Source organism: Paenibacillus sp. FSL H7-0716 (assembly GCF_038002705.1).
Lineage (GTDB): Bacteria > Bacillota > Bacilli > Paenibacillales > Paenibacillaceae > Paenibacillus_AQ > Paenibacillus_AQ odorifer.
Window position 1 is genome coordinate 1 of sequence record NZ_JBBODA010000007.1, and the last position, 26,362, is coordinate 26,362.

Sequence of the window (26,362 nt, forward strand, 5' to 3'; positions counted from 1 at the left end):
GCATCCAGTAACAAGCTCCTGACCTGCTTTTTCAACAGAAATCCCAGCGGACTCACGTCCATCGAATTTCCCTTTCCATACATGGTGACCAGGTGCATAAATATTTTGATTACAAGACCAGCAGCGGCCAGTCTTTGGCGCGAAATGAGGAGCTTCATGCTCCTCACAATACTTCGCCTGTGCTTTAATACTTGCCTGAATGTCATGCATTCACATCGCCTCCTGCACAGCTGCCGTTTCAATGCGCAGCTTCTTATCTGCTTCACTTACAACCAGTCGGATCACCTGAGCATCAGTACTGATTAACTTAGTGACCGCCTCAGCGTTATCGACAAAGATCGGAGCTGAAACTCTGTAATGCTTGCTGAGTGTATTAATAATGTCCAAGCCGACATTGATTCGTGCGGCGTTATTCAGCCCGCCTTCATACGGAACGCCCTTGTATAGAGTGTCGCAGACTTCCTTCAGCCCGCCGTTGACCTGCTCTTCGAAGAGTCTGAACCGCGCCAGCTTGAACTTGCTGTTGATCTTGGCATCGAGCAGGTTGACTTTGGTACGGGTGAACTCTTCACAAAGGAACAGTTCGTGCTGCAGCCGCTCATATTCACCGGCCAAACTTCTCTCCTGCTGCTCCAACTCGGCGACACGTTGCTGCCCGCGCTTAACACCGTCGAATTTAGCCAGGTCCCGTTCCATATCCTCGACTTCCCTCCGCAGTTGGCTAATCTCTTCCCGGACACTTGCAGCCGCCGATTGGCTAGATTGCCGCAAAGTTACGATTTCCTGCTGAAGCTGGGTTGCTTCGGCAATCTTGCCGGCATACTCCGGATCTGCTGCTGGGTCCTTGACGCCCGCTCGCAGCTCAGCCAATTCAGCTTCTGCTCCGCTGATCTCCGCCTGCAAGGTGGCCAAAGTGTTATTCAGCTCGTCAATATCGACCTGAAGCCGTTTGACTTCCTGATCAAATTTTTCAGCTTCTGCAACAGCAGCCTTCCCATCTGTATTAATGCGGGCTTTCCGCTCTGCCAGGCGTAGATTGAAATCTGCTTCCGCCTTTTCATGCGTCGCCTTGATCTGCTCCTCCGGAAGAGCCTGTCCGCAAGTCGGGCAATTTGCATCATGATGATGCTCGAAGACCTCTTCTTTCAGAGCAGCAAAATCCGCTCTGAGCCTGTCGGCTTCCTGACGGCGCCCAGCAGCCAGACGTTCATTCTGTCTAATCCGCTGCTGCTTGTCTTCGATGCTCCGGTGGTACTGGTCGAGCTTCGAATGTTTCAAGTTGACTGCATTCCGCTTCTCGGTCACCATATTCAGCACTGATGATTCCAGCCGGGATTTGATTCCGATCTGCTCTGCCTCAAGCTCGCGCAGCCGCTTCTCCTTCACAGAAACCTCGCCGCCGGAGAGAATGCGAGACACCTCTGCCTCTCGGGACTCGATTCGACTACGCAAAAGGGCAACATCTTCCTTTATAAACTCTTCTTCCAGTTCGGCCACATCCGGCATCTGCCGCTTAACCTCGTTGATACGGACTGGCAGCTCCTTAATTTCCTTGTTAATAGCGGTGCTTCGAGCGATGATGACTTTCTTATGATCCTCCATTTCACGACCAGCCAAGATTGTAGGAAGCTCAGCCAGCTCCTCATTACTATGAATGACCTCGGCATCCGTCAGATCACCAGAAACCTCCAACAGCACCTTGCGTCGATCCTCTTTCTTCAACACTTCATTGAAATATGAAGGGCTGGTTAGCAGCCTGAACAAATCTTCCTTGATGATGGAATCGACCTCAGTCTGGAACTTCCGCATGCTGAGTGGGACGCCGTCAACATAATAAGTAGTAGTGTGGCCCTCGAAGCTCTCAACCGGTGCGCCACGCTTCTTTGTCCACTTCTCGGCGAATACCCGACGAAAAATCCGGCGGTGGCCATCTACCAGGAGAGAGCCTTCAATTTCATGCTCCAGCTTGTGCTGTTGAACCATACCGACAATGTTCAGCTCTTTGATTTCGAATTTCTGTTCTGTGCGATTCTCACTGTCTTTGCCGAACAGCAGCCAAAGGAAACCATCGAATATCGTGGTCTTTCCTGTGGCATTATCACCAAAAATGTCAATGTCCCGGCCATCAGCCGGAACATTGAATTCCTTAATCCCTTTAAAATTACGTAGCGTCAAGCGCTCCAGAACAATACGCTTCAAGCGATTTCCTCCTTCTCAGCCTGCGGTACCAACTGAGGGTATTTGATATTGTCGATGTGTGTATTGACCATATAAGCCAGCTCCGCAATAATTTCATCTGGCAAATGGAGCTGAACAGAATACCCTTCAGTCCGTAAGCTAATTACTGCAGGGCATGAAGGGTTTCTAGGTACGATACTGATTTCGACTGGTTTCCCGTTTGGGTCAAAAGATGTTGCCATACCCATGCCAACCACTCCCTCTTGTGTAATGCGCCCTCACCTGCTAAGATGAGGGCAAGTGAATAATTTAGTTATCAAAGAACAGTGATAGCCCATGCCTGTGGGCTATTTTTCGTTTTCTTCATGCTCAACGATCTGACGATATTCCACGATTACAGGAGCGTTCTCGACACTGGCTATCATGTGGCCATCTTCGTCCAGAACGACATACTCAGAATGGACATGGTCCTCATACTCAGAACCAACCTGCTTAATCTCAATTACTTCACTGCTATCAATCTCGGTTCCAACTTCAAATACTCGTGTAGGATTACTAACCACTGTTAACTTTTGAATGATTTGCATGAGCTTTCTCCTTTCTATGTATTTGCAAGGTGGGCGAGGGAATAACTGCACCAATAAAGACGGCCTTTTCAGCTCCCTTGACCTATGTGATCCGCCACCACCTTGGATGCGTCAGCCGCATCTTGGAATACCGGAGGGAGGAAGGTTACTTCTAAGCTCCGATACTCCAAGACAGGGGCCGAAGCCCTTGCTTGTCCTATTTAATTCCTACTGCTGCTGCCATTTGCTGAATAATTGCGCGGCTGTACAGCTTCCCCTCGAATGGGACCAAATCTTCCTGACTGCCTGTAATCGCACATCCCGGTGCATATTTTCGGAAGATGATTTTCTCGTCGTCCACGAAGATCTCCACAGGGTCTTTGATTTCCAGATTCATAGTTCTGCGCAGTTCAATCGGTATAACGATCCGTCCAAGCTCGTCAATTTTGCGTACAATTCCAGTAGATTTCATATTATTTAGCCTCCATAGGATTTATTTTTTGGTAGTGTTCTTTAAAAGCGGTTTGAATTTCAGAGGGAAGATTAGTGGTAATCTCGTCCCATGTATCATAAGTAGCTTGGGCAATATCCCGTTTACGCTCTAACTCCAGAACTTCAAAGCGGGTTGATGCTGGAGAGTAAAACGTTTTGCGGAACCGCCTTTCAGCAGCTGCCCTTTCATCGCTCACCTGTTTAAAGCGTTCAGCCAGGGCCTGGCCGAAACTTCTAATCTGCTGCTCCGTCAAGCTGCCCCCTCCTTGCGCTTTTCGCGCTTCGGGATTAAAATAGACAACAAGAGATTCTCTAACCGAGATTTCAAACCAAGTGACTGCCCTGACCGGCGGTCATTTTTCATTTCCATTTCCGCAAAACGAATCATGCTGTTCAGATATCCCTCTGCATCCTCGATCTTTTCCGGCAACATAATATCTGGATTTCTCTGGATCATCTGCAGATTATGAGCTGCATGATGTCCTGCTTCCCTTGCCTCAGCAACCAATCGTTCTCTTTCCATAACAAAACCTCATTTCAAATATTTTTTAGCTTTCAGCTCAGCTCGATGCTCTTTCCAAGTGCCTAGCCAGCTAAAGGAATACTCTTTACATAGCACGGCAGCCAGATGGGTCAGCGCTGTGATTGCCTCTACCGTCTCCATAAGCAGTCGCTTGATCTGCAGACGTTCGATATCATTGATCTGATCATTCGTTTTGCTTATTGGAGCATGTCCAGAAGCATCTAGCACTTCCCTCATCTCCTCGAGCGTTTTGAATAACACGCTGGCTCGATGTAAGTCCACATTATCCAGCCAAGGGGCAGAAGCACCACCGGTGACTTCCGCCGCCGCAGCCAGGAAAAGCTGACTATCATCGTAATGTTCAACCGCCGCTCTCATGACCGGCTCGGAAGCTTTACGTGTTCCTTTAACGATTTTTCCTATCTGAGAGCCATCAACGTGAGCAGCTCGTCCAGCATTTGCTAAAGTGTCTCCCTTACGCTGTATGACATCCTTGAGCGCATCAGGAAAATGTCCAATTGCCAATCTGGTTTCACCTCATTTGTCCAATTTAGTAGGATGCTATCGGACAGAGGCCTGATGTATGATGTTGTTAAGCAAATCCCCTTGCCGATTCCCCCACCCGCCGTTGCCGGTACAGCTCGGCGGGTTTCCTCATTCTCCGGAATCCTTGAAGTTTTTCCTGAACCAATAGAGAAAATCTCCCCAGATGATCCGTTTACCTCGTTCTCCGCCGATATCATAAAGCGGGCAACCCTTAACGGAGACAATGTCGTAAGTTCTGTTCTTGTCCATTTTCAGGCGTCTTGCCAGTTCTGGAATCGTGAGTATATCTGTTTCAGAGAATGGAGCTCCAGTTTGATTCATCCATATCTCTCCTTACTTAACTTTGATAAGTACATAACGCGAATATCCTTGACCATGTTCACGGTAATCGAGTATCCAGCCATCATTAATCAATCTTGTTGCTTCCTCCGCTTTACGCGTTTCTTTAATTTCGCTGATATCCTGAGCTTCCATGTGAGTTGCCTCCTTCGCTGAATAAATTTCCTCTTTCTGCTAAAATGGTTGTTGTCCAGACTGACCAAATTTTTCAGGAAAGGAGGTGAATGTAGTGCCACCTTTTGAACTCCAATCTCTGTGTAAAATTAAAGAATTGCGAACATCTCATTTTCAAATAAGCGATAGTAGGGACTCTATAATTAAAGAACTGAACGACATGCTATCTAAGGGATGGGTGCTTCTCAAAATTTACACTACTGTCACTAGTCACCCAGTAGATGAAAACAATGTTCGTGTCACAGGAGAAACCTTGAGCTATGTCCTAGGCTTCCCTCACAGTGGATTCAGTTATGTTGCAGACCAACATCGTTCGGAATTTGACCTATGACATACCTGCTGGATGTTTGATGCAGAAGCATCCAGCCTCTTTCCTTGTAATAATCGACTTCACGGAGACTGGTTACTTCCTTGATCTCCTTTACTTGCGCGAGATATTGTTGTTCGTCCATCCCATCACCTCCTTGGTATATTTTTTCAGTAAGATCACCTCTTTCACTGAGGATCTTGATGATCAAATTGTTAAGTATCAAGAAGAAAAAGATAACAAGATCGTTCCATTTAAACCCTGATCATAAGGAACTTGTACCTATCTCCTTGGCTGGCTGTCTGGTTCAGTAGCCAGCCTTCTTTCAGCAGTTTCAGTACCTCAAAAAAATCTTCAGTTTCCTTAACCTCCTTGGCATAATTTTTTTCCAATTAGATCACCTCCCTCTCTTCACCCAAAATTACCGAATCGGTAATTTTTTCCTCAAAAAAAAGTTCCTCTATTGTGACTCCAAAAATCTGGGCAACTTTAGCAAGTGTTTCTGCAGGAAATTTTCCACGACCAATTTCTAAATAATAGTAGCCATTTGCACTTTCATAACCTAATTGGACAGCCATTTCTTCTAACGATAACCCTGCATTTTTCCTCAGAACTTTTATTTTTTCTAAATCTACTTTCTTCACTTCACCACCCCCAAAAGTTACCGATTCGGTAATTATTGATTTGATTATAAATTACCATTTCGGTAATGTCAACAGTATTTTTACCATTATGGCAAATCTATTTATTTACCAATATGGTAATGATATTATTGACATGTCACACTATCTTTTTTAGAAAGGAGTTTCTATGCTTACTCTTGGCGGAAGAATAAAAAATCTTAGAGAAAAGAAAAACATCAAGCAAAAAGACATGGCAAAACTCTGTGGACTCACGATCGTCCAGTTGTCTCGTTATGAAACTGATGATAGAAAGCCTGATCCAGATGCTTTGAAAAATATTGCCGATGCTCTTGATACATCAGTAGACTATCTTCTTGGAAGAACAAACGCTCCGTCACCTGTTCGCAAAGAAACTAACATGTCATTTTATGGCGGACCAGATAATTACACACCTGATGAGATTGAAGAAATGGAAGCAGCACTCTTGCGTTACCGAGAGATGAAAAAGCGTGCGTCTGAGCAATCAAATCAGAAATTATAAGCAAATACTCCAGCCGATGGAGAAAAGTACAGGTGATTGCGTGCAAAATGAAATTAGAAAAGGAGTTAATCAAGCTAAGCAAAGTGAGCAAGGAGCAAATTGGTTCTTTGCAGAAATTTTAATCATTTCTGTGGTAGCTGGTTTCTATTTTTCTTCATGGTGGGTTTTTGGAGGGATTTTACTCGGTTCAATTCTGCTTGCTGTTAATAAAAAAGCTAGATTCGTTTTGTTAATCATATTAACAGTTGGATGTGGGGCTGTTGGTTGGATAATAGGGTCATGGTTTGATAATTTAGGTACTTCTGTTGTCCTTACGATTATTAGTTTATTGATATCTGGAGGCTATCATATCTGGGCTAATCAATGGATGGAAGACAATTAATTTCTTAGCAAAACTAATTATTTCAAGCCAGCAATGGCTTTTCTTTTCACAAAAAAACAGAACATATGTGCGTAAATCGGAGGTTATCACATGAATTTTTCCAACTACATTAAAACTCCTCTTGAACAATGGATCGAGGAACAATACCGGACTAATGGTGTACTCATACCACAAGATCTTGATATAGACAGAATCGCAATGATCTTCGGTGTAGACATCGTTTATTACGACAACAACTCCTTTAGCGATAACGATGACAAAGTAATTTTTATAGACAGACGTTATGAACAAACAGAACAGAGGAAGGCATTCTTTCATGAACTATGCCATGTTATCCGCCACTCTGGTGATCAACGTTGGATGCCAGATTTGTTTCGCGAAGCACAAGAGAATGATGCAAATCGATTTGCTCTATACGCAGCGATTCCGTTTTTTATGCTTGAGCAGATTAAATTACCCGTGAACAGAAGTGAATTAATTAGTTTACTGGTTAGCGATTATCAATGTTTTCCGGATTTCGTTGAACTTCGCTTTAAACAAGTTGAAGATCGAATATCCAATTCAGAATTTATATCTACTTTTACATATGGCGGGACCACTAAATCAAACTACGAATTAACGGTTAATGAAGCCTCTGATTTAGACCTGATATACCTCCAACAGCCCCGTATACATTCATTGTACGGACTAGACGACTTCTCCCGACCTCATGCCTTAGTCATTGAGCAACGGCTAGGATTCGATTGGAATAAGCCGCTTCATCTCAACGTTGAGCGAAATTATAAACTTCTTAGTCAGTCCTTTTATCGAACTCGATATGATGCCACTGTACAGCCTGGAGATCTCTCTGTGCCACCAAATCAATCTGAATATGTGACGATTAATTTATCCCGTGTTGCTTGGCGACATGGCCAAGATGTGACACGGCTGATACTACCGCTGGAAGCTATCGATGACGCTATAAATTTCTAGGAAGGAGGGTTTATTTGAGAGGACATGTTGCAAAAAAAGGAAAAAGATACTATATCGTTGTGGATTTTGACAAAGAAGACAACGGAGGGAAACGTAATCAGAAATGGATTTCTGGCTGGGATAAGAAAAGAGACGCAGAGAATGCAATGCCTGAAATCCTCTCTAAACTGCAGAATGGAACACTTGTTGAACCATCGAAAAAAACGTTCGGGGAATTAATGGAGTCTTGGTTAGAAGATAAGAAGACTTCTGTGAAATATGGCACCTGGGCGTCCTATAACTGGTTAATTCGTAGACACATCATTCCGAATTTAGGGAAGAAAAAGTTAGCAAAACTCAAACCCCAAGATTTTCATGATTTTTACCACAAAACGCTTTTAAAAACACTTGCGGTTGGCTCGATCAGAAAGGCGCATGTCATTATCATGGATGCACTTAATCGAGCGGTTACCTGGGGGGAAATAAACATGAATGCGGCATCAACCGTAACGCTGCCGCAAGGAAAAAAGATGAAATTCGAGGTATTGGATGAGCACCAGCTAAAAATATTTTTGGACGCTGCCCTGGATGATCAGTATTACGTTGCCTTTGAGCTTGCAACATCAACTGGCATGCGTCAGAGCGAAATCCTCGGTGTAGGTTGGAAAGATACTGACTTGAAAACTAAAACTATATCCGTTCGCACTGCATACACGCTGGATGAGGATGGTTATTCGCTGGACGACACTAAGAGTGACGGTAGTGACCGTCCTATTGCCTTATTCGAGGATACGGTGCGCCTACTGACAAGCCAAAAAGAAATTCGTGTCAAAGAAATTGCAACTAACGAGTTTTACAAGGATTCTGGTCTCGTCGTTCAGACAAGCGTCGGAACTCCAGTCGGTCCTCGTCTACTGATGAGACACTTTTACCGGATACTCAATCAGATACGAAAGGAACACCCTACATTCCCTAAAATCCGCTTCCATGATCTCCGTCACACTCATGCCACCTTACTCCTTAAAGCGGGGGTACATCCGAAAATAGTCCAGGAAAGATTAGGCCATTCATCAATAAATATCACCCTGGATACTTATTCACATGTTCTCCCCAATCTGCAGGAAGCAGTACTCCGGGGGATCGGCGATTCCATCCTTGGAACCCGAAAAGAAGTAGAGAAAATTGACGTAACACCCACTTTACTCGACTAAAGGTTAGAAGAATGTTAGAAGTCAGGGTCTTTAATAAAAAACAGCGCGGTCCCAAATAACCGGGAACCCGCGCCGTTGTCGAATTCTTGAGGATGCTGGTGAAGGGAATTGAACCCCCGGCCTACGCATTACGAGTGCGTTGCTCTACCCCTGAGCTACACCAGCTTAATGCTGTTTTTCTGTCAAACAAAAAATATTATACAACTTTTAGCCAGAAACGCAAGCCTATTTCTCCCTGTTTTCCGCCCTCCTAAACTGCTAATCCACCTGTAGCTTACGCTCCACAGACTCTAACTTTCCACGGCTAGTGGAGGGTTTATCGCGGCGGTCGTCTATTTTAAGTGAGGTAGAGACACGTTCTGCACCTGCGGCAAAAGGAGACTCATGCAAAGCTTCTACCGCGGCAAAAATACGTTGCAGAGGCCCTTCGATGATCGTCCCCATGGACGTAAGTTCATATGTAATCCCTTCTACTGTCTTCAGCACCCGCTGCATATCCGCAACATAACTGCTAAGACTGGTACTGCCTGTTCCAATCGGAATAACTGTAACTTCAGCAATAGGCATGAGAATACCTCCTCGAAATTTTATAGTACCTGTCTCCTTCCATTGTAACAATTCCACCGCTCTGTCACAAACTAAGCAAGATTATCCTCCCTTATCTCTTCTATTTCTTCTGATTACTCCAAAATATGACTTTGAGCTAAGGTATTTTCTCATGCGCAAATTCTAGGGTCATCTGCACTATATTTATGGACTCTTTGTGGCATCTTTTCGGACAATTTATGAATCATTTCGCATCTCCCTGTGGATCAATTGTGGATTACTTATGGACAGCCTGTGGATCATTTGTGGAGTACTTTTAAAGAACCCGCTCCCCGCGCGGGTTTTCTAAAAAACTGTTTACAAACACAACATCTTGGGTTATTTTTATCTAACGACAACAAAATATAGTGGAGACAGGCGCTTTGATCCTTAACCGGATTTAGAGCTTAATAGGGAAGCGCGGTGAGAATCCGCTGCGGTCCCGCCACTGTAACCGGATGGCCTTCTTAAGCTTCTGGGAAGCTTGAGAATCCACATCTCCCGGCAGATGCCACTGAGGGTTAGGAACACCCTTGGGAAGGCGCCGAGAGATCCCACGGAAGCCAGGAGACCTACCTGTTTCGACGACACCAACTATTGATGCCTGCGAGGAACAGGGATGGTGTCCGCATGCGGTCATCTACGTAGAGACCACTGCAAATATCCGTGTGGATATTTACATAACGCATCGGGCATTTTCTGCCATCCTCGGGTAGGGGATGCTTTTTTTATGTAATCAGAACAAATATACGGCTGCTTATGGCGGTCCAACTTCTTATGGATATATGGATTTGATGATAAATGTTTTTCTTTTATACTGAGAGGAGAGCTGTACAATGACGTTGTTGGAGAGACAATTTAATGGAGTAGAAAATGCACGGGAAGTTCTTTTAGAAGAGCTCATTGATTTAGGCCGGGATATTATCGACAGTCGGGATATGGACCTATTGCGCGAGAATGCCAATTTGAATGGAGAGAGTTTCTCCGGTAAAATGAGCAAGTTCGGCAGTGAATATTCAAAATGGTACGCCCGCAATTTTACGATGCCGCCACAGCTAGTGCAGGCTATTGACGACAATGTCGTCTATGTGCATGATCTGGATCAATACGCGATTGGAACGACGAACTGTATTTTTATCCCGTTTGATAAACTTCTCCGTGAAGGTTTCAATACCGGCAACGGCAGCGTTCGTCCTCCGAACTCAATAATGACAGCTATGTCTCTGGTAGCGATTATTTTCCAATCCCAGCAAAATGCTCAATATGGTGGTGTATCCGCCAATAAACTCGACTACGATCTGGCACCTTATGTAACCAAATCCTTCGCCAAGCTGTTCCGCAAGGGTCTGGATTATTTTGAAGAGGGACAAGCTGATGAATCTTTGGGCGAGATTACGATGAGCCGGACCGATCTGGCGGAGTTATATCCAAGAGCGTTCCGTTTTGCACTAAAGGAAACCGAAATCGAAACCCTGCAAGCGGCTGAAAGTATGGTACATAATCTGAATACCATGTCCAGCCGATCCGGTGGACAAATACCGTTTACCAGCATCAACTACGGTACTTGTACTACACCAGAAGGTCAGCTTGTGATCAGTTCTCTGCTAACCGCAACTATGAACGGACTTGGCAGCGGAGAAACACCAGTGTTCCCGATTCAAATCTTCAAATGCAAGCAAGGAATCAATCAACAGCAAGGCGATCCTAACTATGAACTGTTCCTAAAAGCAGCTGAATGTTCTGCGCGCAGACTATATCCAAACTTCGCTAATCTGGACGCTCCGCTCAACTTGCAGTATTATGATCCAAGTGATCCTGATACGGAGTTCGCTACAATGGGCTGCCGAACCCGAGTGCTCGGTGACCGTTTTGGGCGTAATCATTGCTCTGGAAAGGGCAACCTTTCCTTTAATACACTGAATCTGGTTCGGCTAGGTCTGGCACACGGCACAGTAACAGGCAGACGTACCGTCGCAGACGAAGCTGGCTTCTATGAAGATCTAAATCATTATATGGATATTGCGCTGGAAGGACTTCTTCATCGCTTCCACATCCAAACCGCACAAAAAGCTAAAGCTTCCGATTTCATGATGCGAGAAGGCGTCTGGGAAGGCGGCGAACATCTTGCACCTGATGACACTGTAGGCGATCTGCTGAAGCATGGCAGTCTGTCTCTTGGCTTTATCGGTATGGCGGAATGTATGAAAGCTATGTACGGCAAACACCATGGCGAGGATATGGAAGTTCATGCCAAGGGGCTGGCTATTGTGCGTCATATGCGGGACTATTGCGATCGGAAAAGTGAGGAACTGGATCTCAACATCACTCTGTTCGCAACGCCAGCAGAAGGTTTGTCCGGTAAATTCACAAAAGTTGATCGCAAGGTACTGGGTTCCATTCCGGGCGTAACCGACCGTGAATACTATACGAACTCTTTTCACATCCCTGTATACTTCGATCTGGGTGCTGCTCAGAAGATCAGCTTGGAAGCTCCTTTCCATGAATATTGCAATGCCGGGGCTATTTCTTATGTCGAATTAAACGGCAATGCCCGCAACAACCCATCGGCTTTTATCAAAATCATTAAATACGCGCTCGAACAACAGGTTAGCTATTTCAGCATTAACCATCCGATTGACCGCTGCTCCAGCTGTGGATACGAAGGCGTAATTGGGACAAACTGTCCTTCCTGCAACGCACATGAGAATGACGTGCACATCCGCCGTTTGCGCAGAGTTACAGGTTATTTAACTGGCGACTATCAGACCCGCTTTAATGCCGCCAAACAAGCTGAAGTACGGGATCGCGTTAAGCATCTATGAATATTTGCGGTTACTATCCGGAGTCGATTAACGAGGGAGAGGGCATGCGGGCCGTCCTCTTTCTCAGCGGCTGCCGTCATCGTTGCCCGGGATGTTTTAATCCCGAGACATGGAACTTTAAATATGGGGAAGTCTTCACCTTAGAACGACAACATGAAATCATTGCAGAAATCGCCGCTAACCCTTTGCTGGATGGTCTGACACTGGCAGGCGGCGATCCTTTTTTCTCAGCAGAAGAGTTGTTGGGGTTCATTCATGAGCTTCGCGCTGCACTGCCAGGTTTCTCAATCTGGATTTACAGTGGTTATACGTACGAAGAACTTACAGCCCTTCCCGGTACGCCGGAGTGGAATCTACTTAAGCAGTGTCAGGTGTTAATAGATGGAAGATTTGTAGAAGAACTGAAAGATACTACGCTTCTCTACCGGGGAAGCTCCAACCAACGCATTATCGACATTCCGGCCAGCATGAACGGCTCGGAGGTCTTTCTGTGGCAGCCTGCTGCGCTATAATATATCAATTTTTGATATTGAAAATTAACTTGAAATAAGAAGGGATGAACTAACCATGCCGCAATTCGTAGTAAAACCGGATAATCGCCAACTGGCTTTTGATGAGAACCGTCTTTCCGTCTACGCTGACCGTATTCTGGAAGGTCTCGATCAACTAAATAAAGAAACTTTGCTGCGTGGAGTGAATTCAAAACTGCGTCGTGACTCGGTAAGCGGAGAAGAAATCAGCAACGCCTTCACCATGAGCGCTCTAGAGCTTGTAACAAAAGAAGAGCCTACCTGGAAGTTCGCAGCTGCCCGCGCCCTTCTGACAACCCTTTATAAAAAAGCTGCCGTTCATCGCCGCTACAAAGCTTATCCAGAAGAGCCTTACGGTGAATTGTATCCACTAATTACGGATCTCGTGAAAAAAGGAATCTATCGCGAAGAACTTCTAAGCCATTACACCAAAGAACAAATTATCGAACTAGGTGGGTGTATCGATTATACACGCGACCTTTTGTTTGACTATATCGGTCTGCTTACGCTATCCGATCGTTATTTGGCGCATGATTTTGACGGCCGTGTGATGGAGCTTCCACAAGAACGTTATATGATTATTGCTATGTACCTGATGCATCGTGAACCAGCTGAGAAACGTCTTGAGCTTGTAAAAGAAGCTTATTGGGCTATGAGCAACATCTACATGACTGCTGCTACACCTACAATGTCCAATGCCGGCAAAAAGGTCGCTGGACAGCTATCCAGCTGCTTTATTGATACTGTAGACGATTCCCTAGAGGGTATCTTTGACTCCAATACAGACGTAGCACGTCTAAGCAAAATGGGCGGCGGCATCGGCGTTTACCTTGGAAAAGTACGGGCACGTGGTTCGGATATCCGTGGCCACAAGAACACAAGCTCCGGCGTAATCCCTTGGATTCGCCAGTTGAATAATACAGCAGTCAGCGTAGACCAGCTGGGCACACGTAAAGGTGCTGTAGCTGTTTATCTTGATGTATTCCATAAAGATATTCTCGCTTTCCTCGATCTTAAGCTGAACAACGGTGACGAGCGTATGCGTGCACATGACGTGTTCCATGGCGTCTCCCTGCCTGACCTGTTCATGGAAGCTGTAGAATCGCGCAGCCATTGGAACCTCTTCTGCCCTCATGAAGTGAAAAAGGTCATGGGCTGGACAGATAAAAATGGCCGTCCACTAGGATTGGAAGACTTCTACGATGAAGAGCTTGGCAAAGGTACTTTCCGTGAAAAATATGCTGAAGCTACAGCGAACCTGGAATTATCCCGGATCACTGTTCCTGCGATCGACATCATGAAACGGATTATGAAATCACAGCTAGAAACAGGTACACCATACATGTTCTACCGCGATACCGTGAACCGGACCAACCCAAACCGTCATCAAGGTATGGTTTTCTCCTCGAACCTGTGTACAGAAATTATGCAGAATCAGTCTGCAACAGTTATTGAGCAAGAAGAATTAGTAACTAAAGATGGCCAGACCCGGATCGTTATTTCCAAAATCCCTGGCGACTTCGTAGTCTGCAACCTGAATTCGATTCACTTGGCACGGGCGATTCCAGCTGGCGTATTAGAAAGACTTGTTCCGATCCAAGTTCGTATGCTTGATAACGTAATCGATATTAATAATATTGAAGTTCTGCAGGCACAATACACGAACAGCCAGTACCGCGCAGTAGGTCTCGGCACATTCGGCCTGCATCACCTATTGGCACTCAAGGGCATTCGTTGGGAATCCGATGAAGCCGTAGAATATAACAATCATTTATATGAACATATCAACTACCTGTTGGTTCGTTCGAGCATGGAGCTTGCCCGTGAAAAAGGCCGTTATCCGAAGTTTGCTGGCTCCGATTGGGAGACTGGCGCATACTTCACTTCCCGCGGGTATGTTAGCGGTGAGCAAGAAGGTAAATATGTAACGACCGAGCAATGGCGCGAGCTGCAAGAAGAAGTAGCTAAGGACGGCGTGCGTAATGCTTGGATGTTCGCCATTGCGCCGAATGGATCTACATCGATTATTGCCGGCTCCACCGCCAGCATTGATCCGCTGTATGAACTGCTATCCTATGAAGAGAAAACAACTTATAAGATCGCTAACCCAGCACCGGATCTGTCCGACAAAACGATCTGGTACTATAAGACAGCATTTACGATTGACCAAAACTGGTCGATCCGCATGGCTTCTGCTCGCCAGCGTCACGTCGATCAAGGCCAAAGCTTCAACCTGTATGTCCGTCCTGACATCAAGGCTACTGAGTTCCTGGAACTGCATCTGAATGCCTGGAAGGGCGGCTTGAAATCAACTTATTATGTGCGTAGCCGTGCTTTGACTATAGAAGAGTGTGAATCTTGCGCTAGCTAATTATCTTAGTGCCCTAAATAGAAAAACGATGATGAATTTCGTAACTGCGAGGAATGTTTGGGCTTCCGGCCGCTGTTGTCATCAGATGTCTTGATCTTTACCGCTATTAGCGGATGACATCCGATGACAGCATATGCTTTCGATGCGAGCTTTCCTACGGAAAGCTTTCGGGCGAACGCTGACGCTCCTACAGCTCCAAACTTCCTCTGCGTTACTCTATCACCGTCTTTCTATGAACAAGACACCAAAGAAAGATTACCCGCGCAAAAAATGGAGGGATAAGAAATGCAATTACAAAAGATTTTTAATACTGAAGCACCTAACCAATCCACACGCATTATCGACGGTGAATGCTCAGGTATTCTGAACTGGAACGATATTCGCATGCCTCATATGTACAAGCTGTATAAGGTGCTGCTGCTTAATCACTGGATCGCGGATGAAATTCCAATGTCCAAGGATGCGCAACAATTCCCGATGCTGGATGCCGAGGAACAACGCGTATTTAAGATTAATATCTCCCTACTCGCTGTGCTGGATTCGATGCAGACGATGTTCGTGAGCGACGTGAAGCGTTATTTCACCGATTCCTCTTTGGAAGCTATCTCCGCAATTATCGGGCAGCAAGAAGTGGTGCATAACCAATCCTATTCCTATGTTCTATCCTCTATCGTGTCGGAGAGTGAGCAGAAGGAAATTTTTGAATATTGGAAAAAAGATCCTGTCCTGCTGGAACGCAATCAGTTTATCTCTGATATTTATCAAGAGTTCCGTGATAACCCTACGAGACAAACCTTTTTCCATGCGCTGGTAGCAGATCTCATCTTGGAAGGAATTTTCTTCTACAGCACTTTCGCCTTCTTCTACAATCTGGCCCGTGACCAGAAGATGATGGCAACCAGCCAAATGATCTCTTATATTCAACGTGACGAGAATCAGCACTGCTACTTCTTCGCAGAAGTATTTAAGCAGCTGCTCGTAGACTTCCCTGAGCTTAACACCAAAGAAAACATGGATTACGTATACCGTACCATCGACCGCGCGGTAGAGCTCGAAACCAACTGGGCTTACTACACACTTACTAACGTGCGTGGCATTGATCTTAATGAGCTTAGCGACTACATCAAATATACAGCGAACAAACGTCTGACTTTGATGGGTATGGAAAAAGCTTACCAAGGTGTTGACGTTAACTGTATGCCTTGGATCAAACCTTTCTCCGATGATGCGCTTAATGCTACCAAAACTGACTTCTTCGAAGCCAAATCCCGCAACTATGGTAAGGTTGGCGACGATAACGGATTCGACGATTTGTAAGACCGGATTATAACGAGCCCTATATAAAAAAGAGGCCATTCTCTACTTTCATAGTGAGATGGCCTTTTTGCTATAGCCTATATAATGCAAAAAGCGCCCCTCTCCCCTGGTATCAGGGATGAAAGAGACGCTTATACATTTGTTATTAGCACTAAGCACATAAGGCTTGCTACTCAGTCTTATGCCTTGCGTTCCACACGATGTGTAGTTTCTTCTGCAAGCTCATCTAATGCATCGTTCAGGCGCAGCTTCAGCTCCTCAGCAAGCTCTACCACTCCGTGATCATTACGAACCACTTGAGAATCCACGGCATAAACGCCGCCAAGAATGTAACGTGCGCCCAGTACGGACAACACAGGTTTCAATGCGTAATCAATTGTGAGCAGATGTGCAAGACTGCCGCCCATGAACAGCGGGAGTACAACCTTTCCGGCCAATCCCTTTTGTGGAACCAGATCTAAAAAGGTCTTCAGCACGCCTGTATAAGAAGCTTTGTAAACCGGGCTAACCACGATTACCGCATCAGCTTCCGCTACAAGGCCATTGGCTTTGACGATAGACTCACTTTCAAACTTAGTGTGAATCAAATCCTCCGCTGGTAGTTCTGCTACGTTAATACGCTCAACCTCGAAGCCCTGATTGGTTAAGCTGGCCTCCGCATATTCTATAGCTGCATTGATACGCGATACCAGGGAAGGCGTTCCGTTAATCACAACAATTTTAGCCACTTTTCCACCTCTTCCATCCCACTTAAGCAGCTCACACTGCTTTATTTATTATCCCGACAAAATTACTTTAAATTAATACTAATCCTAACGTAGAATTGATATTTTTGTCAAACCATAACCACTTGCGCTCCTCCCACTCTTACGTTATACTAAGCAACAATATTAAATCCAACAATCAGGCCAATGATCGGCATCCAACCGTGAGGCGTCTGCGACCGGAGTCTACAACAACTCCCTAAGTTCACCGGGTTTCGCCCGTTACCGCGAAGACCAAAGAGGATCGGATTGTTCCTGCAGTTAAGGAGATTCGATCAACCTGGGTGGCACCGCGAGCTGACGCTCCTCGTCCCATGGATGAGGGCGTTTTTTGCGTTTTTTTAACCAAAAAGGAGCGAAACGGTATGCTGGATATGAACTGGATCAAAGACAATCAGGAACTTGTAAGAAACATTACGGCTTGGAAAAGAGTCGACTTCCCACTGGCTGAACTGCTGGAATGGGATGAGAAACGGCGCGAATTGCGCCAAGATACGGAACAGTTGAGAGCCCAGCGTAACGGGCTGACCAAAGAGGTTGAACGACTTTTACGCCAGGGTGACAGCGTGGCAGGAGAAGCAGTTAAAGAACAAGTAAGAGAGCTGAACAACCGCCTGAATCTCTATGAGGCAGAACTAACTGAGGCAGACCGGCGCTGTGGAGAACTCATGCTGCTCGCACCAAACCCTGTATCGCAGGATACACCGATCGGCCATGATGATAAAGATAATGTAGAACTGCGACGAACCGGAACGTTGCCGGAATTCAGCTTTAAACCGCGTGATCATGTAGAGCTAGGCGAGCTCCACGATATCATCGATATCCCCCGTGGCGTCAAAGCAGGCGGCCCACGCAGCTATGTGCTGAAGGGTGCAGGGTTGTTGTTACATCTGGCTGTACAGCGGCTGGCCATTGATGTACTAACGGCCCGCGGGTTCACGGTGATGGATGTTCCCGTGATTGTCCGTCCGGAAGCGCTGGAACGTACGGGCTTCTTCCCCGGCGGGATGGATCAGACCTATGAGCTAAACGGAGACAATCGCTGGCTGGTAGGCACATCGGAGGTGTCGCTTGTTTCGCTGTATAGCGATGAGATTGTCGAACTGGATTCGCCAATGCGACTCGCCGGAATGTCGGCCTGCTTCCGCCGTGAGGTAGGATCGGCGGGACGGGACGTGCGTGGCCTGTACCGTGTTCATCAATTCTCAAAAATTGAACAAGTCATCTTATGCCGGAATGATGAGGGCGTATCGGAAGGCATGCTGCAGGAAATTCTTGCGAATGCAGAGCATATTCTACAGCTCTTGGAACTCCCCTATCGGATCATGTCTGTCTGCACAGGAGATATGTCCCTGAAGACACATAAGCAGTATGACATCGAGACTTGGATGCCAAGCAGAGATGCCTATGGAGAGACACACTCGGCTTCCAACCTGCTCGATTTCCAAGCTCGTCGTTCGGGCATTCGTTACCGGGATGTTGACGGTAAGCTGCAATACTGCCACACCTTAAATAACACCGCAGTGGCTACACCAAGGATCCTAATTCCGCTGCTGGAGAACCATCAACTGGAGGATGGATCCATTTACATTCCACAGGCACTGCGTAAATATATGGATGGAATTGAACGGCTTGAGCTTCCGCACCAGTAATACTGTGTTGTCCAAATAGATTTAAAATTAATAATGCCCTTCCACTTCTCGATAAGAAGCTGGAGGGGCATTATTTTTGTTCCGATACATTCTATATAATTCTAATCTCTATTGTTTTCCCTATGTAAAAATTAACAAAACTCTAGAATAAATTTATCGTAATCCATAATAAATTCAACAATATATATAACATGCAATTAACATATTGGGGATTTATTAACCATAAAAATACTAAATTTATAATTAATATTGTATTTATGCACTGTTTTTATACTAAAATCACAACATTTCAATTTTTAGATTTAATTGATACAAACTTTAATATATATTCATGTAAGACAACCTTTCATTTTACATTTGAATGCTAAGATTTAATAGGTTGTAAATAAAAGATTCGAGGGGAGAATGACTTATCCAAATGATTATTTCTTCAAGAGTAAGGAAATGGTTCGCTACTGGACTTGCAATGTTAATGGTTGCCGGCAGTGTGTTACCAGCTGTCCAGACTGCCGAGGCAGCACCGGATAATAGCAATATTGTTATCTCGCAGGTCTATGGTGGTGGCGGAAACGGCGGAGCAGAGTTTAAAAGTGATTTTATTGAATTATACAATCCTACGAATCATCCAGTAGATTTGACTGGATGGAAAGTTCGCTATACCTCAGCGGCCGGAACCTTTAGTAGTGGAACAGACTTAAATGGAACCATCCCGGCAAATGGATATTTCCTTATTGAGGAGGCCGCTGGAGCTGGGGGAACTACCGACTTGCCTACTCCTGATGTTAGCAAGGGAATCCTTGCTATGAGTGGTACAAACGGAAAAGTCGACCTCGTTGATAAATCAGGTACAACGGTTGATTTAGTTGGCTACGGAACAGCCACAAATGTCGAGGGAAATGCGACCGCTGCTCTCTCCAATACTACAGCCGCTATACGTAAAGCTGCGGCTGGTGCACCGGCTGACAGCCGCGGTCTAGATACGGATAACAACTCTAAGGATTTTGTTGTCCAAGCACCAAGTCCACGGAACAGCACCTACGGTACGTTACCTGAATTACCGGAAACTGCTAGTTCTGCAGTAGCTTTACCAGCCCCTAATGCCTGGCCGGCTGGTACAGAAATATCTTTGAATTCTCCAACGGTTGGAGCATCCGTCTATGCAGCTGTTTATGGATCAGGTGGTTCAACTAATTTCCAACCTTACACAGGACCTATTACCTTAACTGAGGACACTACGATTAAAGCGTATGCTTCAGAACCAAATATGCCAGACAGCCCTGTATCGACTTTTGATTACACCATTCTGGCCAAAACAGATGTTGCAACAGCACGCCTTGCTAGTAAAGGTCAGAATATTTTAACAGAAGGTATCGTAACTCACATTAATGCAGCAAAAATGTATATTCAGGATGAATCCGGCGGGATCGTACTTTATGGTTTCCCAGAGTTCGCAAACGTTGGAGATCGTGTTGAAGTAAGCGGAACAATGGATATTTACAGCAATCTGCAAGAAATCAAATTCCAAAGTGGACTTCAATACAATGTAGCTGCACAAAATGTTGGGGTGCCTGCCCCAACATTGATTACAGCAACCGACTTGTCTGCCGCGAACGGCGAAAGCCACGAAGCTCAGCTGGTAACTATGAATAATGTGACCATAGACAATGTAAATGGCAGCACGGTGACTGCTAGCCAAGGTGGACAACCATTCACAATTTTCTCAACCCTGCCTAAACTAGTTAAGGGTAAAACCTTTGACAATATCACCGGGGTTATCGAGCAATATAGTACAACTTATCAATTCATTCCACTTAATGAAAATGCTTTGGTGGAAGAAACTTTTTCCGTTATGGCCAGTCCTGGCGCAGGTCGCATCATCAAAGGAAGTTCTGTGACCCTATCCAGCCCTACTCTTGGAGCACAGATCTACTACACGACCAACGGAACTGAACCAACAACAGCAAGCAAGCTTTATTCAGATCCGATTACAGTTCATCAAGATCTTACCATCCATGCAATTGTCGTAGCAGATGGCAAGACAAGTAAGGTTTATACCTTTGCGTATAAAGCATCTGAGCTCCCTCGTATACATGATATTCAAGGAGAATCTCATACCTCTGAGTATGCAGGTCAGAACGTTTCCGATGTAGAAGGCATCGTTACCCAATATGGGTACACCTTCGCCACTGGCGCTTATAGAGGTTTCTTTATGCAAGACCCTCAGCCAGACGATAATGTCAACACTTCGGAAGGTATTTTTGTATACAGCACTAATTCATCCCTTAAGCCTCAAATTGGAGATTTAGTCCAAGTTAGTGGAGCTGTTTCCGAATACAACGAAGGTAACGCAAGTAATTTAACCTCTACTCAAATTACTATGACTTCAATAAAAGCAGACTCCTCTTCAAGCTATACTGTGCCGGAGCCTGTCGTACTTGGTAAAGGCGGGAGAGCCATTCCGTCTTCCATAATTGACAATGACGGCATGGCTGATTTTGAGCCTAATGAAGATGCAATTGATTTCTACGAATCGTTAGAAGGTATGCTCGTCAAGCTCCCTACCCCTACGATTATCAGTCCTTACTGGACAAGTGGTAGCGGAAATTCCATGCTGTATAACATCCCTACAAGAGTAGAAAATGATACACCTGATGTCATCACACCAGCTGGTGGACTAGTTCTCAAAGAATACAACCAATACAATCCTCAGCGCCTCATCATTGCTTACGGAAATCCGGGTCAAGAAGTCATCACCGGAGATAAGTTCGCGGGAGATGTAACTGGCGTCATCGGATACAACAACGGTAACTTCAAAGTGATTCCGGAAAACGGTAAGCTTCCAGCCATCACTCCAAGTACCTTTAAGCAAGAAACAACTACTCTTGAAGTCAATGATAGTAAGTTGTTGATCGCATCGTACAACATTGAAAACTTCTTCCCGGGTGTCGGAGCAACAAAAATCCAGAAACTAGCCGACTCCATCACAAACAATATGAAAAAACCTGACATTATCGGCGTTGTCGAAATGCAGGACAGCAATGGTGAAGCCAATAATGGTATCACTGAAGCAAGTGCAGCCGAACTGATTAAAGCCATTGAAACCGCTGGAGGTCCTGTATATAAATACACAGACATCGCTCCGGAGAACAATATGGATGGCGGTGCCCCAGGCGGAAACATTCGCGTAGGATTCCTGTACAATCCAGCAAGAGTGCAGCTTGCAGACAGTGTGAGCAGACAAAAAGGTACAGCTACACAATCCGTTGGATATAATGCAGCGGCAGATCAATTGACCTACAATCCAGGACGAATTGATCCAACAAACTCTGCCTTTACAAGTTCACGTAAACCCCTTGCTGCACAGTTCGTATTCGGTGGCGAAACAGTAATTGTGATCGCTAACCATTTCAATTCAAAAGGCGGCGATACCGCTCCTTTCGGAAACGTTCAGCCCCCTGTATTGTCCAGTGAAACACAACGCCATAAAATAGCGGCGGTCGTCAACGGATTTGTCAAAGAGGTTCTGACTGCAAATCCTAAAGCCAACATCGTAGCTCTTGGCGATTTGAATGATTTCCAATTTACTAAAACTGCAACCCTCTTAAAAGGAACAGAACTAGACAATTTGATCGATACATTGCCTTTAAATGAGCAGTATACGTACACCTATGACGGAAACTCTCAAGTGCTAGATCATATTCTTGTCAGTAAAAATCTAACGGCTTCTTCTAAAGTAGATGTCGTTCATTTAAATGCCGACTTCTCACCATCGAACGGTCGGGTATCCGATCACGATGCGGTTTTGGCACAGATTGATTTTAATACTGCTGAAGACTTCCCACTAACCATTCTGCACACCAACGATACACATGCAGGATTAGATACTGTCAGCTCGCCAAACAACATCTTGCGCCGTGTAACAGCAATCAAAGAGGCCAAGGCGACTACAGAAAATCCTATTCTTGTAGACGCAGGTGATGTGTTCTCCGGAACACTTTACTTCAATAAGTATCTGGGTCAAGCAGACCTGGCCTTTATGAATCTGGTCAAATATGATGCTATGACTTTCGGTAATCATGAGTTTGATAAAGATTCTGATATACTGTCCAAATTCATTGGCAACGCTAAGTTCCCATTTGTCTCCTCCAATGTGAACTTCTCAGCGGATGATATTCTTAGCAAAATGTTCGCCAATGAAATCGGCCGGTCAGGTAATGCTGGAACCATCTACCCTGCGCTGATCAAAGAAGTAGACGGCCAACAGGTCGGTATCATGGGTCTGACGACAGAAGATACGGCGAACATTGCTTCACCAGGTAAAGTGACCTTTGAGAATGCCTTCGCTAAAGCGGAAGCAACGGTCGCTATGCTTGAAAAAGAGAAAGTTAACAAGATCATTGTTCTCTCTCACCTTGGCTATGAAGAAGATCTCAAGCTAGCCAAAGCCGTTAACGGCATTGATATTATCGTTGGGGGTCACAGCCACACGCAACTGAATCAAGCCGTTGTAGATAACACCGATCCAACAGCACCGAAGCTAATTGTACAAACTGGTGAAAAAGGTCTTTTCCTTGGCCAACTTGAAGTTAAATTTAACAAAGATGGCGTACTGACCGATTGGAAAGATCAATTAATCTCCATCGATGCTAAAAACGGCACTAGCTACGTTATCGCAGAGGATCCTGAAGCTAAACAGATCCTGGATACCGATTATAAACCGGGGATTCAAGAACTAACCAATGAAGTAGTAGGAAATTCAGAGGTTGTTCTAAACGGCGTTCGCGATAATGTGCGCACAAAGGAAACTAATCTTGGTAACCTGATTGCCGATGGCATGCTTTATGCAGCTCAAAAAGCGGGCACTAATGCCGTAATCGCCCTGCAAAACGGCGGCGGTATTCGCGAATCCATTAACGAAGGACCGATCACACAAGGCGAAGTACTCGGCGTACTTCCATTCAACAACGATCTGGTTACGATCACTCTGACCGGACAAGAAATTAAGGATGCTATGGAGAACGGGGTTTCTAAAACGCCAGCAGCAGACGGGCGTTTCCCACACGTTGCAGGGTTGAAATTCTATTACGACTCTACGAAACCTGTGAACGAACGGGTATTGCGTATTGAAGTGAAAAACGGGGATAAATACGTTCCTCTGGATCTGAACGCATCCTATGAAGTAGCTACGAATGCTTTCACAGCGAAGGGTGGAGATTTCTATACTTCACTTGAAAAGGCCTATAAAGAAGGCCGCGTGAACCTGCTGTACCTACCGGACTTTGATGTATTTACGAAGTATCTGCAGAAAGTTGGAACGGTCACTGCGCACACTTCCGCCGTTGAGGGCCGGATTGTTGATCTAAAAGGTGCACCACTGCCGGAGACAACTCCAACTCCGACACCAGTACCAACACCAGATCCAACTTCAGTGCCTACATCAGTACCAACATCAGTACCAACATCTGCTCCAACAGTACCAACATCTGCTCCAACAGTACCAACAGCTACAGCTACAGCTACACCAACTGTTGCTCCAACTGCGGCACCAATTGCTTCAGCACAAGTAACAACAATTAATGCTGCTGATCTAACCAAACTACTTGCTGAACTGCCAGCGGGTAGCCAAGAGCTGGTTATTCCGGTTAAAGCTACTACAGGTGGCGCTCAAGTAGTGCTTCCAGGCAGTGTGCTTGTAAAACAAGCAGCAGCACAGCCTAACACAGTTCTTACCTTTACTACGGATGGCGCTTCTTATTCCTTGCCACTCCGTGTTGTAAACAGCGCAGCACTTGCCGCTCAATTAGGCACCAGCGACTTTACAATTACGGTCTCCATTCTAGTAGCGAATTCGGGAACACTAAGCAGCACAAACCAAGCTATCGCCTCACAGCTAGGTAATGCTACTTTAGCTGCTCCAGTAATCGAATTCAGCGTTTCAGCGCAAGCCGGAACTAAGAGTGTGCCGCTGAACAATTTCGGCAGCACTTACGTGAAGCGCACGATCAATGTATCTGCCGTCTTAAATTCAAATAACGCAACGGCAGTGGTCTTCGATCCTGCTTCAGGTAAGATCTCCTTCGTGCCTGCTATCTTTGTTCCTAAAACAGATGGAACAACGGACGTTACGATTAAACGGAACAGCAACAGCTACTACACCGTTGTTAAGTCTTCCAAAACGTTCGCAGATATTAACGGACACTGGGCTAAATCATCCATTGATCTATTAGCTACCAAACTAATTGTCAGCGGAACAAGCAACGATACGTTCTCTCCTTCACAGTCGATCACACGTGCTGAGTTCGCCGCATTAATTACGCGTTCTCTGGGACTTGCGACAGGTAATGGTGAGATCACATTTAAAGATGTAAACTCAAGTGCTTGGTATGCTGATGCTATACGCACCGCAGCAGAAGCCGGATTGATTTCCGGTTATACCGATGGCAGCTTTAAGCCGGGTAGCCCAATCACTCGCCAGGAAATGGCCTCGGTATTAGCAAAAGCTATTAAGTACACAGGGAAAACCTTAAATGCCGATCCTGCGGCACTGGCTAAATTCAGTGACGCAGCAAGCATTCCTGCTTGGTCCCAAGCAGCAGTAGCAGAAATCGCTGCTGAGGGAATTATCCAAGGAGCTACCGACGGTTCCTTTGCTCCACAGAAGCTGGCAACTCGTGCCGAAGCGGTTACGATGCTGGAGAAGACATTGAAATCTCTCCAATTTATCAACTAGCAAAAGCTGATCTCCAGCTCTGAAGATAAAAGGCGGTTTCCCGAGTGCGTAATGCACCCGAGGAACCGCCTTTTTTAATAAACCAACCTGATCTGTAGGAAGTGTTATGATTCCATCCCAGCTTCACTCTCTTCGTAATGGCTCGTATCCCCGTGCAGCAGGATTTCCGGCACACCATCCGTAAAATCAACCCTGCATAAGCAGGTCGGATAAATGTAAGGCAGATCCCAGAGCTTAGGCAGCGCTCTGCCCTCAAAATAGGCCATTAACAGCTTAATCACTACTGTATGTGTGACAATAAGAATGGTCTCACCTTGATGGTCAACGAGAATTTCCTGAAGCTTGCCCAGCGCCCGTGCCTGCACCTCTGCGAAGGTCTCACTACCCTCCACTTTAAACTGCTCAGGGTCTTGCCAGAAATTGCGATGCTGCTCCGAATACTCGCTCTCCAGCTCAGTAGAATCACGGCCTTCCCACACACCCATGCCAATCTCTTTGAACGCCTCAGAGGTCTTAAGCGGAGTACTCCGCTCTCCACGAATAATCTCAGCTGTGCGCAGCGCCCTTGGGCTGGGGCTTGCATAGATGACATCCAACTGTTGAGTGCGCATTCCCCGGCTTAGCCATTCTGCCTGTTGCACACCAAGAGCCGTCAGTTCAGAATCCATATGTCCCTGCATCCGATGCTGCACGTTCCATTCCGTTTGACCATGCCGGGTTAAAAATATCGTTGTTGTACTCATGCCAGCTTCTCCTTC

General features: G+C 45.6%; 26 protein-coding genes, 1 tRNA gene and 1 riboswitch. Of the genes, 10 read left to right on the forward strand and 17 right to left on the reverse strand.

From position 1 onward, the window contains the following. From MHH60_RS11250 to MHH60_RS11310, 13 genes are all read right to left on the reverse strand, one after another. Positions 1 to 210, reverse strand: a 210-nt coding sequence (locus tag MHH60_RS11250; RefSeq protein ID WP_341161131.1) for a hypothetical protein, incomplete at its 3' end; no start/stop codon positions are given. Further along, positions 211 to 2,199, reverse strand: coding sequence for an AAA family ATPase (locus MHH60_RS11255; protein WP_076138549.1), 1,989 nt, complete (start codon positions 2,197 to 2,199; stop codon positions 211 to 213). After that, positions 2,196 to 2,426, reverse strand: a complete 231-nt coding sequence (locus tag MHH60_RS11260) for a hypothetical protein (protein WP_076138548.1) — start codon at positions 2,424 to 2,426, stop codon at positions 2,196 to 2,198. Before MHH60_RS11260 ends, MHH60_RS11255 begins: the two co-directional genes overlap by 4 nt. Positions 2,427 to 2,525: 99 nt before the next feature. Beyond that, positions 2,526 to 2,765, reverse strand: a complete 240-nt coding sequence (locus MHH60_RS11265) for a hypothetical protein (protein ID WP_340888022.1) — start codon at positions 2,763 to 2,765, stop codon at positions 2,526 to 2,528. Positions 2,766 to 2,961: 196 nt separating this feature from the next. Continuing rightward, entirely contained in the window at positions 2,962 to 3,216 is a 255-nt protein-coding gene (locus MHH60_RS11270) for an AbrB/MazE/SpoVT family DNA-binding domain-containing protein (protein ID WP_076139119.1), read from the reverse strand. Position 3,217: 1 nt separating this feature from the next. Continuing rightward, positions 3,218 to 3,490 (reverse strand): hypothetical protein, encoded by a 273-nt coding sequence (locus tag MHH60_RS11275; RefSeq protein ID WP_076139076.1) that lies wholly within the window; start codon positions 3,488 to 3,490, stop codon positions 3,218 to 3,220. After that, on the reverse strand, positions 3,487 to 3,759 hold the full coding sequence (locus tag MHH60_RS11280) for a hypothetical protein (RefSeq protein ID WP_076139077.1): 273 nt from the start codon (positions 3,757 to 3,759) through the stop codon (positions 3,487 to 3,489). Before MHH60_RS11280 ends, MHH60_RS11275 begins: the two co-directional genes overlap by 4 nt. 9 nt (positions 3,760 to 3,768) lie before the next feature. Beyond that, positions 3,769 to 4,284: a transcriptional regulator gene (locus MHH60_RS11285; protein WP_076139078.1), complete on the reverse strand. Its 516-nt coding sequence runs from the start codon at positions 4,282 to 4,284 to the stop codon at positions 3,769 to 3,771. 129 nt (positions 4,285 to 4,413) lie between these two features. After that, complete coding sequence (locus MHH60_RS11290) at positions 4,414 to 4,626, reverse strand: hypothetical protein (RefSeq protein WP_076139079.1); 213 nt, start codon at positions 4,624 to 4,626, stop codon at positions 4,414 to 4,416. A 12-nt stretch (positions 4,627 to 4,638) separates the two neighbouring features. Beyond that, on the reverse strand, positions 4,639 to 4,779 hold the full coding sequence (locus MHH60_RS11295) for a hypothetical protein (protein ID WP_179088991.1): 141 nt from the start codon (positions 4,777 to 4,779) through the stop codon (positions 4,639 to 4,641). Between the two features lie 326 nt (positions 4,780 to 5,105). Further along, positions 5,106 to 5,270 carry a hypothetical protein gene (locus MHH60_RS11300; RefSeq protein WP_179088992.1) on the reverse strand — a complete coding sequence of 55 codons (165 nt, stop codon included), beginning with the start codon at positions 5,268 to 5,270 and terminating at the stop codon, positions 5,106 to 5,108. A 109-nt stretch (positions 5,271 to 5,379) separates the two neighbouring features. After that, the gene (locus MHH60_RS11305; RefSeq protein WP_179088993.1) at positions 5,380 to 5,517 is read right to left on the reverse strand and encodes a hypothetical protein; all 138 of its coding nucleotides are present in this window, start codon (positions 5,515 to 5,517) and stop codon (positions 5,380 to 5,382) included. Next, positions 5,518 to 5,769, reverse strand: coding sequence for a helix-turn-helix transcriptional regulator (locus MHH60_RS11310; RefSeq protein WP_076139080.1), 252 nt, complete (start codon positions 5,767 to 5,769; stop codon positions 5,518 to 5,520). A gap of 166 nt (positions 5,770 to 5,935) precedes the next feature. Here MHH60_RS11310 and MHH60_RS11315 point away from each other — a divergent pair, with 166 nt between their 5' ends. From MHH60_RS11315 to MHH60_RS11330, 4 genes are all read left to right on the forward strand, one after another. Then, positions 5,936 to 6,289: a helix-turn-helix domain-containing protein gene (locus MHH60_RS11315; RefSeq protein ID WP_076139081.1), complete on the forward strand. Its 354-nt coding sequence runs from the start codon at positions 5,936 to 5,938 to the stop codon at positions 6,287 to 6,289. Between the two features lie 16 nt (positions 6,290 to 6,305). Continuing rightward, on the forward strand, positions 6,306 to 6,671 hold the full coding sequence (locus tag MHH60_RS11320) for a hypothetical protein (protein ID WP_076139084.1): 366 nt from the start codon (positions 6,306 to 6,308) through the stop codon (positions 6,669 to 6,671). Positions 6,672 to 6,761: 90 nt separating this feature from the next. Then, the gene (locus MHH60_RS11325) at positions 6,762 to 7,643 is read left to right on the forward strand and encodes an ImmA/IrrE family metallo-endopeptidase (protein WP_076139082.1); all 882 of its coding nucleotides are present in this window, start codon (positions 6,762 to 6,764) and stop codon (positions 7,641 to 7,643) included. Between the two features lie 14 nt (positions 7,644 to 7,657). After that, positions 7,658 to 8,833: a site-specific integrase gene (locus tag MHH60_RS11330; protein WP_076139083.1), complete on the forward strand. Its 1,176-nt coding sequence runs from the start codon at positions 7,658 to 7,660 to the stop codon at positions 8,831 to 8,833. Between the two features lie 93 nt (positions 8,834 to 8,926). Here MHH60_RS11330 and MHH60_RS11335 read toward each other — a convergent pair. Both MHH60_RS11335 and MHH60_RS11340 read right to left on the reverse strand, forming a co-directional pair. Next, positions 8,927 to 8,998, reverse strand: a tRNA-Thr gene (locus tag MHH60_RS11335). 93 nt (positions 8,999 to 9,091) lie between these two features. Then, positions 9,092 to 9,400 carry an MTH1187 family thiamine-binding protein gene (locus MHH60_RS11340; protein ID WP_036682575.1) on the reverse strand — a complete coding sequence of 103 codons (309 nt, stop codon included), beginning with the start codon at positions 9,398 to 9,400 and terminating at the stop codon, positions 9,092 to 9,094. A gap of 377 nt (positions 9,401 to 9,777) precedes the next feature. Further along, positions 9,778 to 10,012, forward strand: a riboswitch (cobalamin riboswitch). Positions 10,013 to 10,254: 242 nt separating this feature from the next. Here MHH60_RS11340 and MHH60_RS11345 point away from each other — a divergent pair. The 4 genes from MHH60_RS11345 to MHH60_RS11360 all read left to right on the forward strand — a co-directional run bounded on the left by MHH60_RS11345 (position 10,255) and on the right by MHH60_RS11360 (position 16,458). Beyond that, positions 10,255 to 12,240 carry an anaerobic ribonucleoside triphosphate reductase gene (locus tag MHH60_RS11345; RefSeq protein WP_076134891.1) on the forward strand — a complete coding sequence of 662 codons (1,986 nt, stop codon included), beginning with the start codon at positions 10,255 to 10,257 and terminating at the stop codon, positions 12,238 to 12,240. After that, positions 12,237 to 12,752 carry an anaerobic ribonucleoside-triphosphate reductase activating protein gene (gene nrdG, locus MHH60_RS11350; RefSeq protein WP_076134890.1) on the forward strand — a complete coding sequence of 172 codons (516 nt, stop codon included), beginning with the start codon at positions 12,237 to 12,239 and terminating at the stop codon, positions 12,750 to 12,752. Before MHH60_RS11345 ends, nrdG begins: the two co-directional genes overlap by 4 nt. A 55-nt stretch (positions 12,753 to 12,807) precedes the next feature. Continuing rightward, positions 12,808 to 15,141 carry a ribonucleoside-diphosphate reductase subunit alpha gene (locus tag MHH60_RS11355; protein ID WP_036682582.1) on the forward strand — a complete coding sequence of 778 codons (2,334 nt, stop codon included), beginning with the start codon at positions 12,808 to 12,810 and terminating at the stop codon, positions 15,139 to 15,141. A 285-nt stretch (positions 15,142 to 15,426) separates the two neighbouring features. Next, positions 15,427 to 16,458 carry a ribonucleotide-diphosphate reductase subunit beta gene (locus tag MHH60_RS11360; protein ID WP_036682584.1) on the forward strand — a complete coding sequence of 344 codons (1,032 nt, stop codon included), beginning with the start codon at positions 15,427 to 15,429 and terminating at the stop codon, positions 16,456 to 16,458. 179 nt (positions 16,459 to 16,637) lie between these two features. Here MHH60_RS11360 and ssuE read toward each other — a convergent pair whose 3' ends face one another. Continuing rightward, the gene (ssuE, locus tag MHH60_RS11365) at positions 16,638 to 17,186 is read right to left on the reverse strand and encodes an NADPH-dependent FMN reductase (protein WP_036682586.1); all 549 of its coding nucleotides are present in this window, start codon (positions 17,184 to 17,186) and stop codon (positions 16,638 to 16,640) included. A gap of 401 nt (positions 17,187 to 17,587) precedes the next feature. Here ssuE and serS point away from each other — a divergent pair, with 401 nt between their 5' ends. Together serS and MHH60_RS11375 are read left to right on the forward strand one after the other, a co-directional pair. After that, positions 17,588 to 18,874 carry a serine--tRNA ligase gene (gene serS, locus MHH60_RS11370; RefSeq protein WP_076134889.1) on the forward strand — a complete coding sequence of 429 codons (1,287 nt, stop codon included), beginning with the start codon at positions 17,588 to 17,590 and terminating at the stop codon, positions 18,872 to 18,874. A gap of 418 nt (positions 18,875 to 19,292) precedes the next feature. Beyond that, complete coding sequence (locus MHH60_RS11375) at positions 19,293 to 25,604, forward strand: 5'-nucleotidase C-terminal domain-containing protein (protein WP_076134888.1); 6,312 nt, start codon at positions 19,293 to 19,295, stop codon at positions 25,602 to 25,604. Positions 25,605 to 25,708: 104 nt separating this feature from the next. Here MHH60_RS11375 and MHH60_RS11380 read toward each other — a convergent pair whose 3' ends face one another. Continuing rightward, a complete protein-coding gene (locus tag MHH60_RS11380) occupies positions 25,709 to 26,347 on the reverse strand; it encodes a histidine phosphatase family protein (protein WP_076134887.1) in 639 nt (212 codons plus the stop codon). Positions 26,348 to 26,362 lie beyond the last annotated feature (15 nt).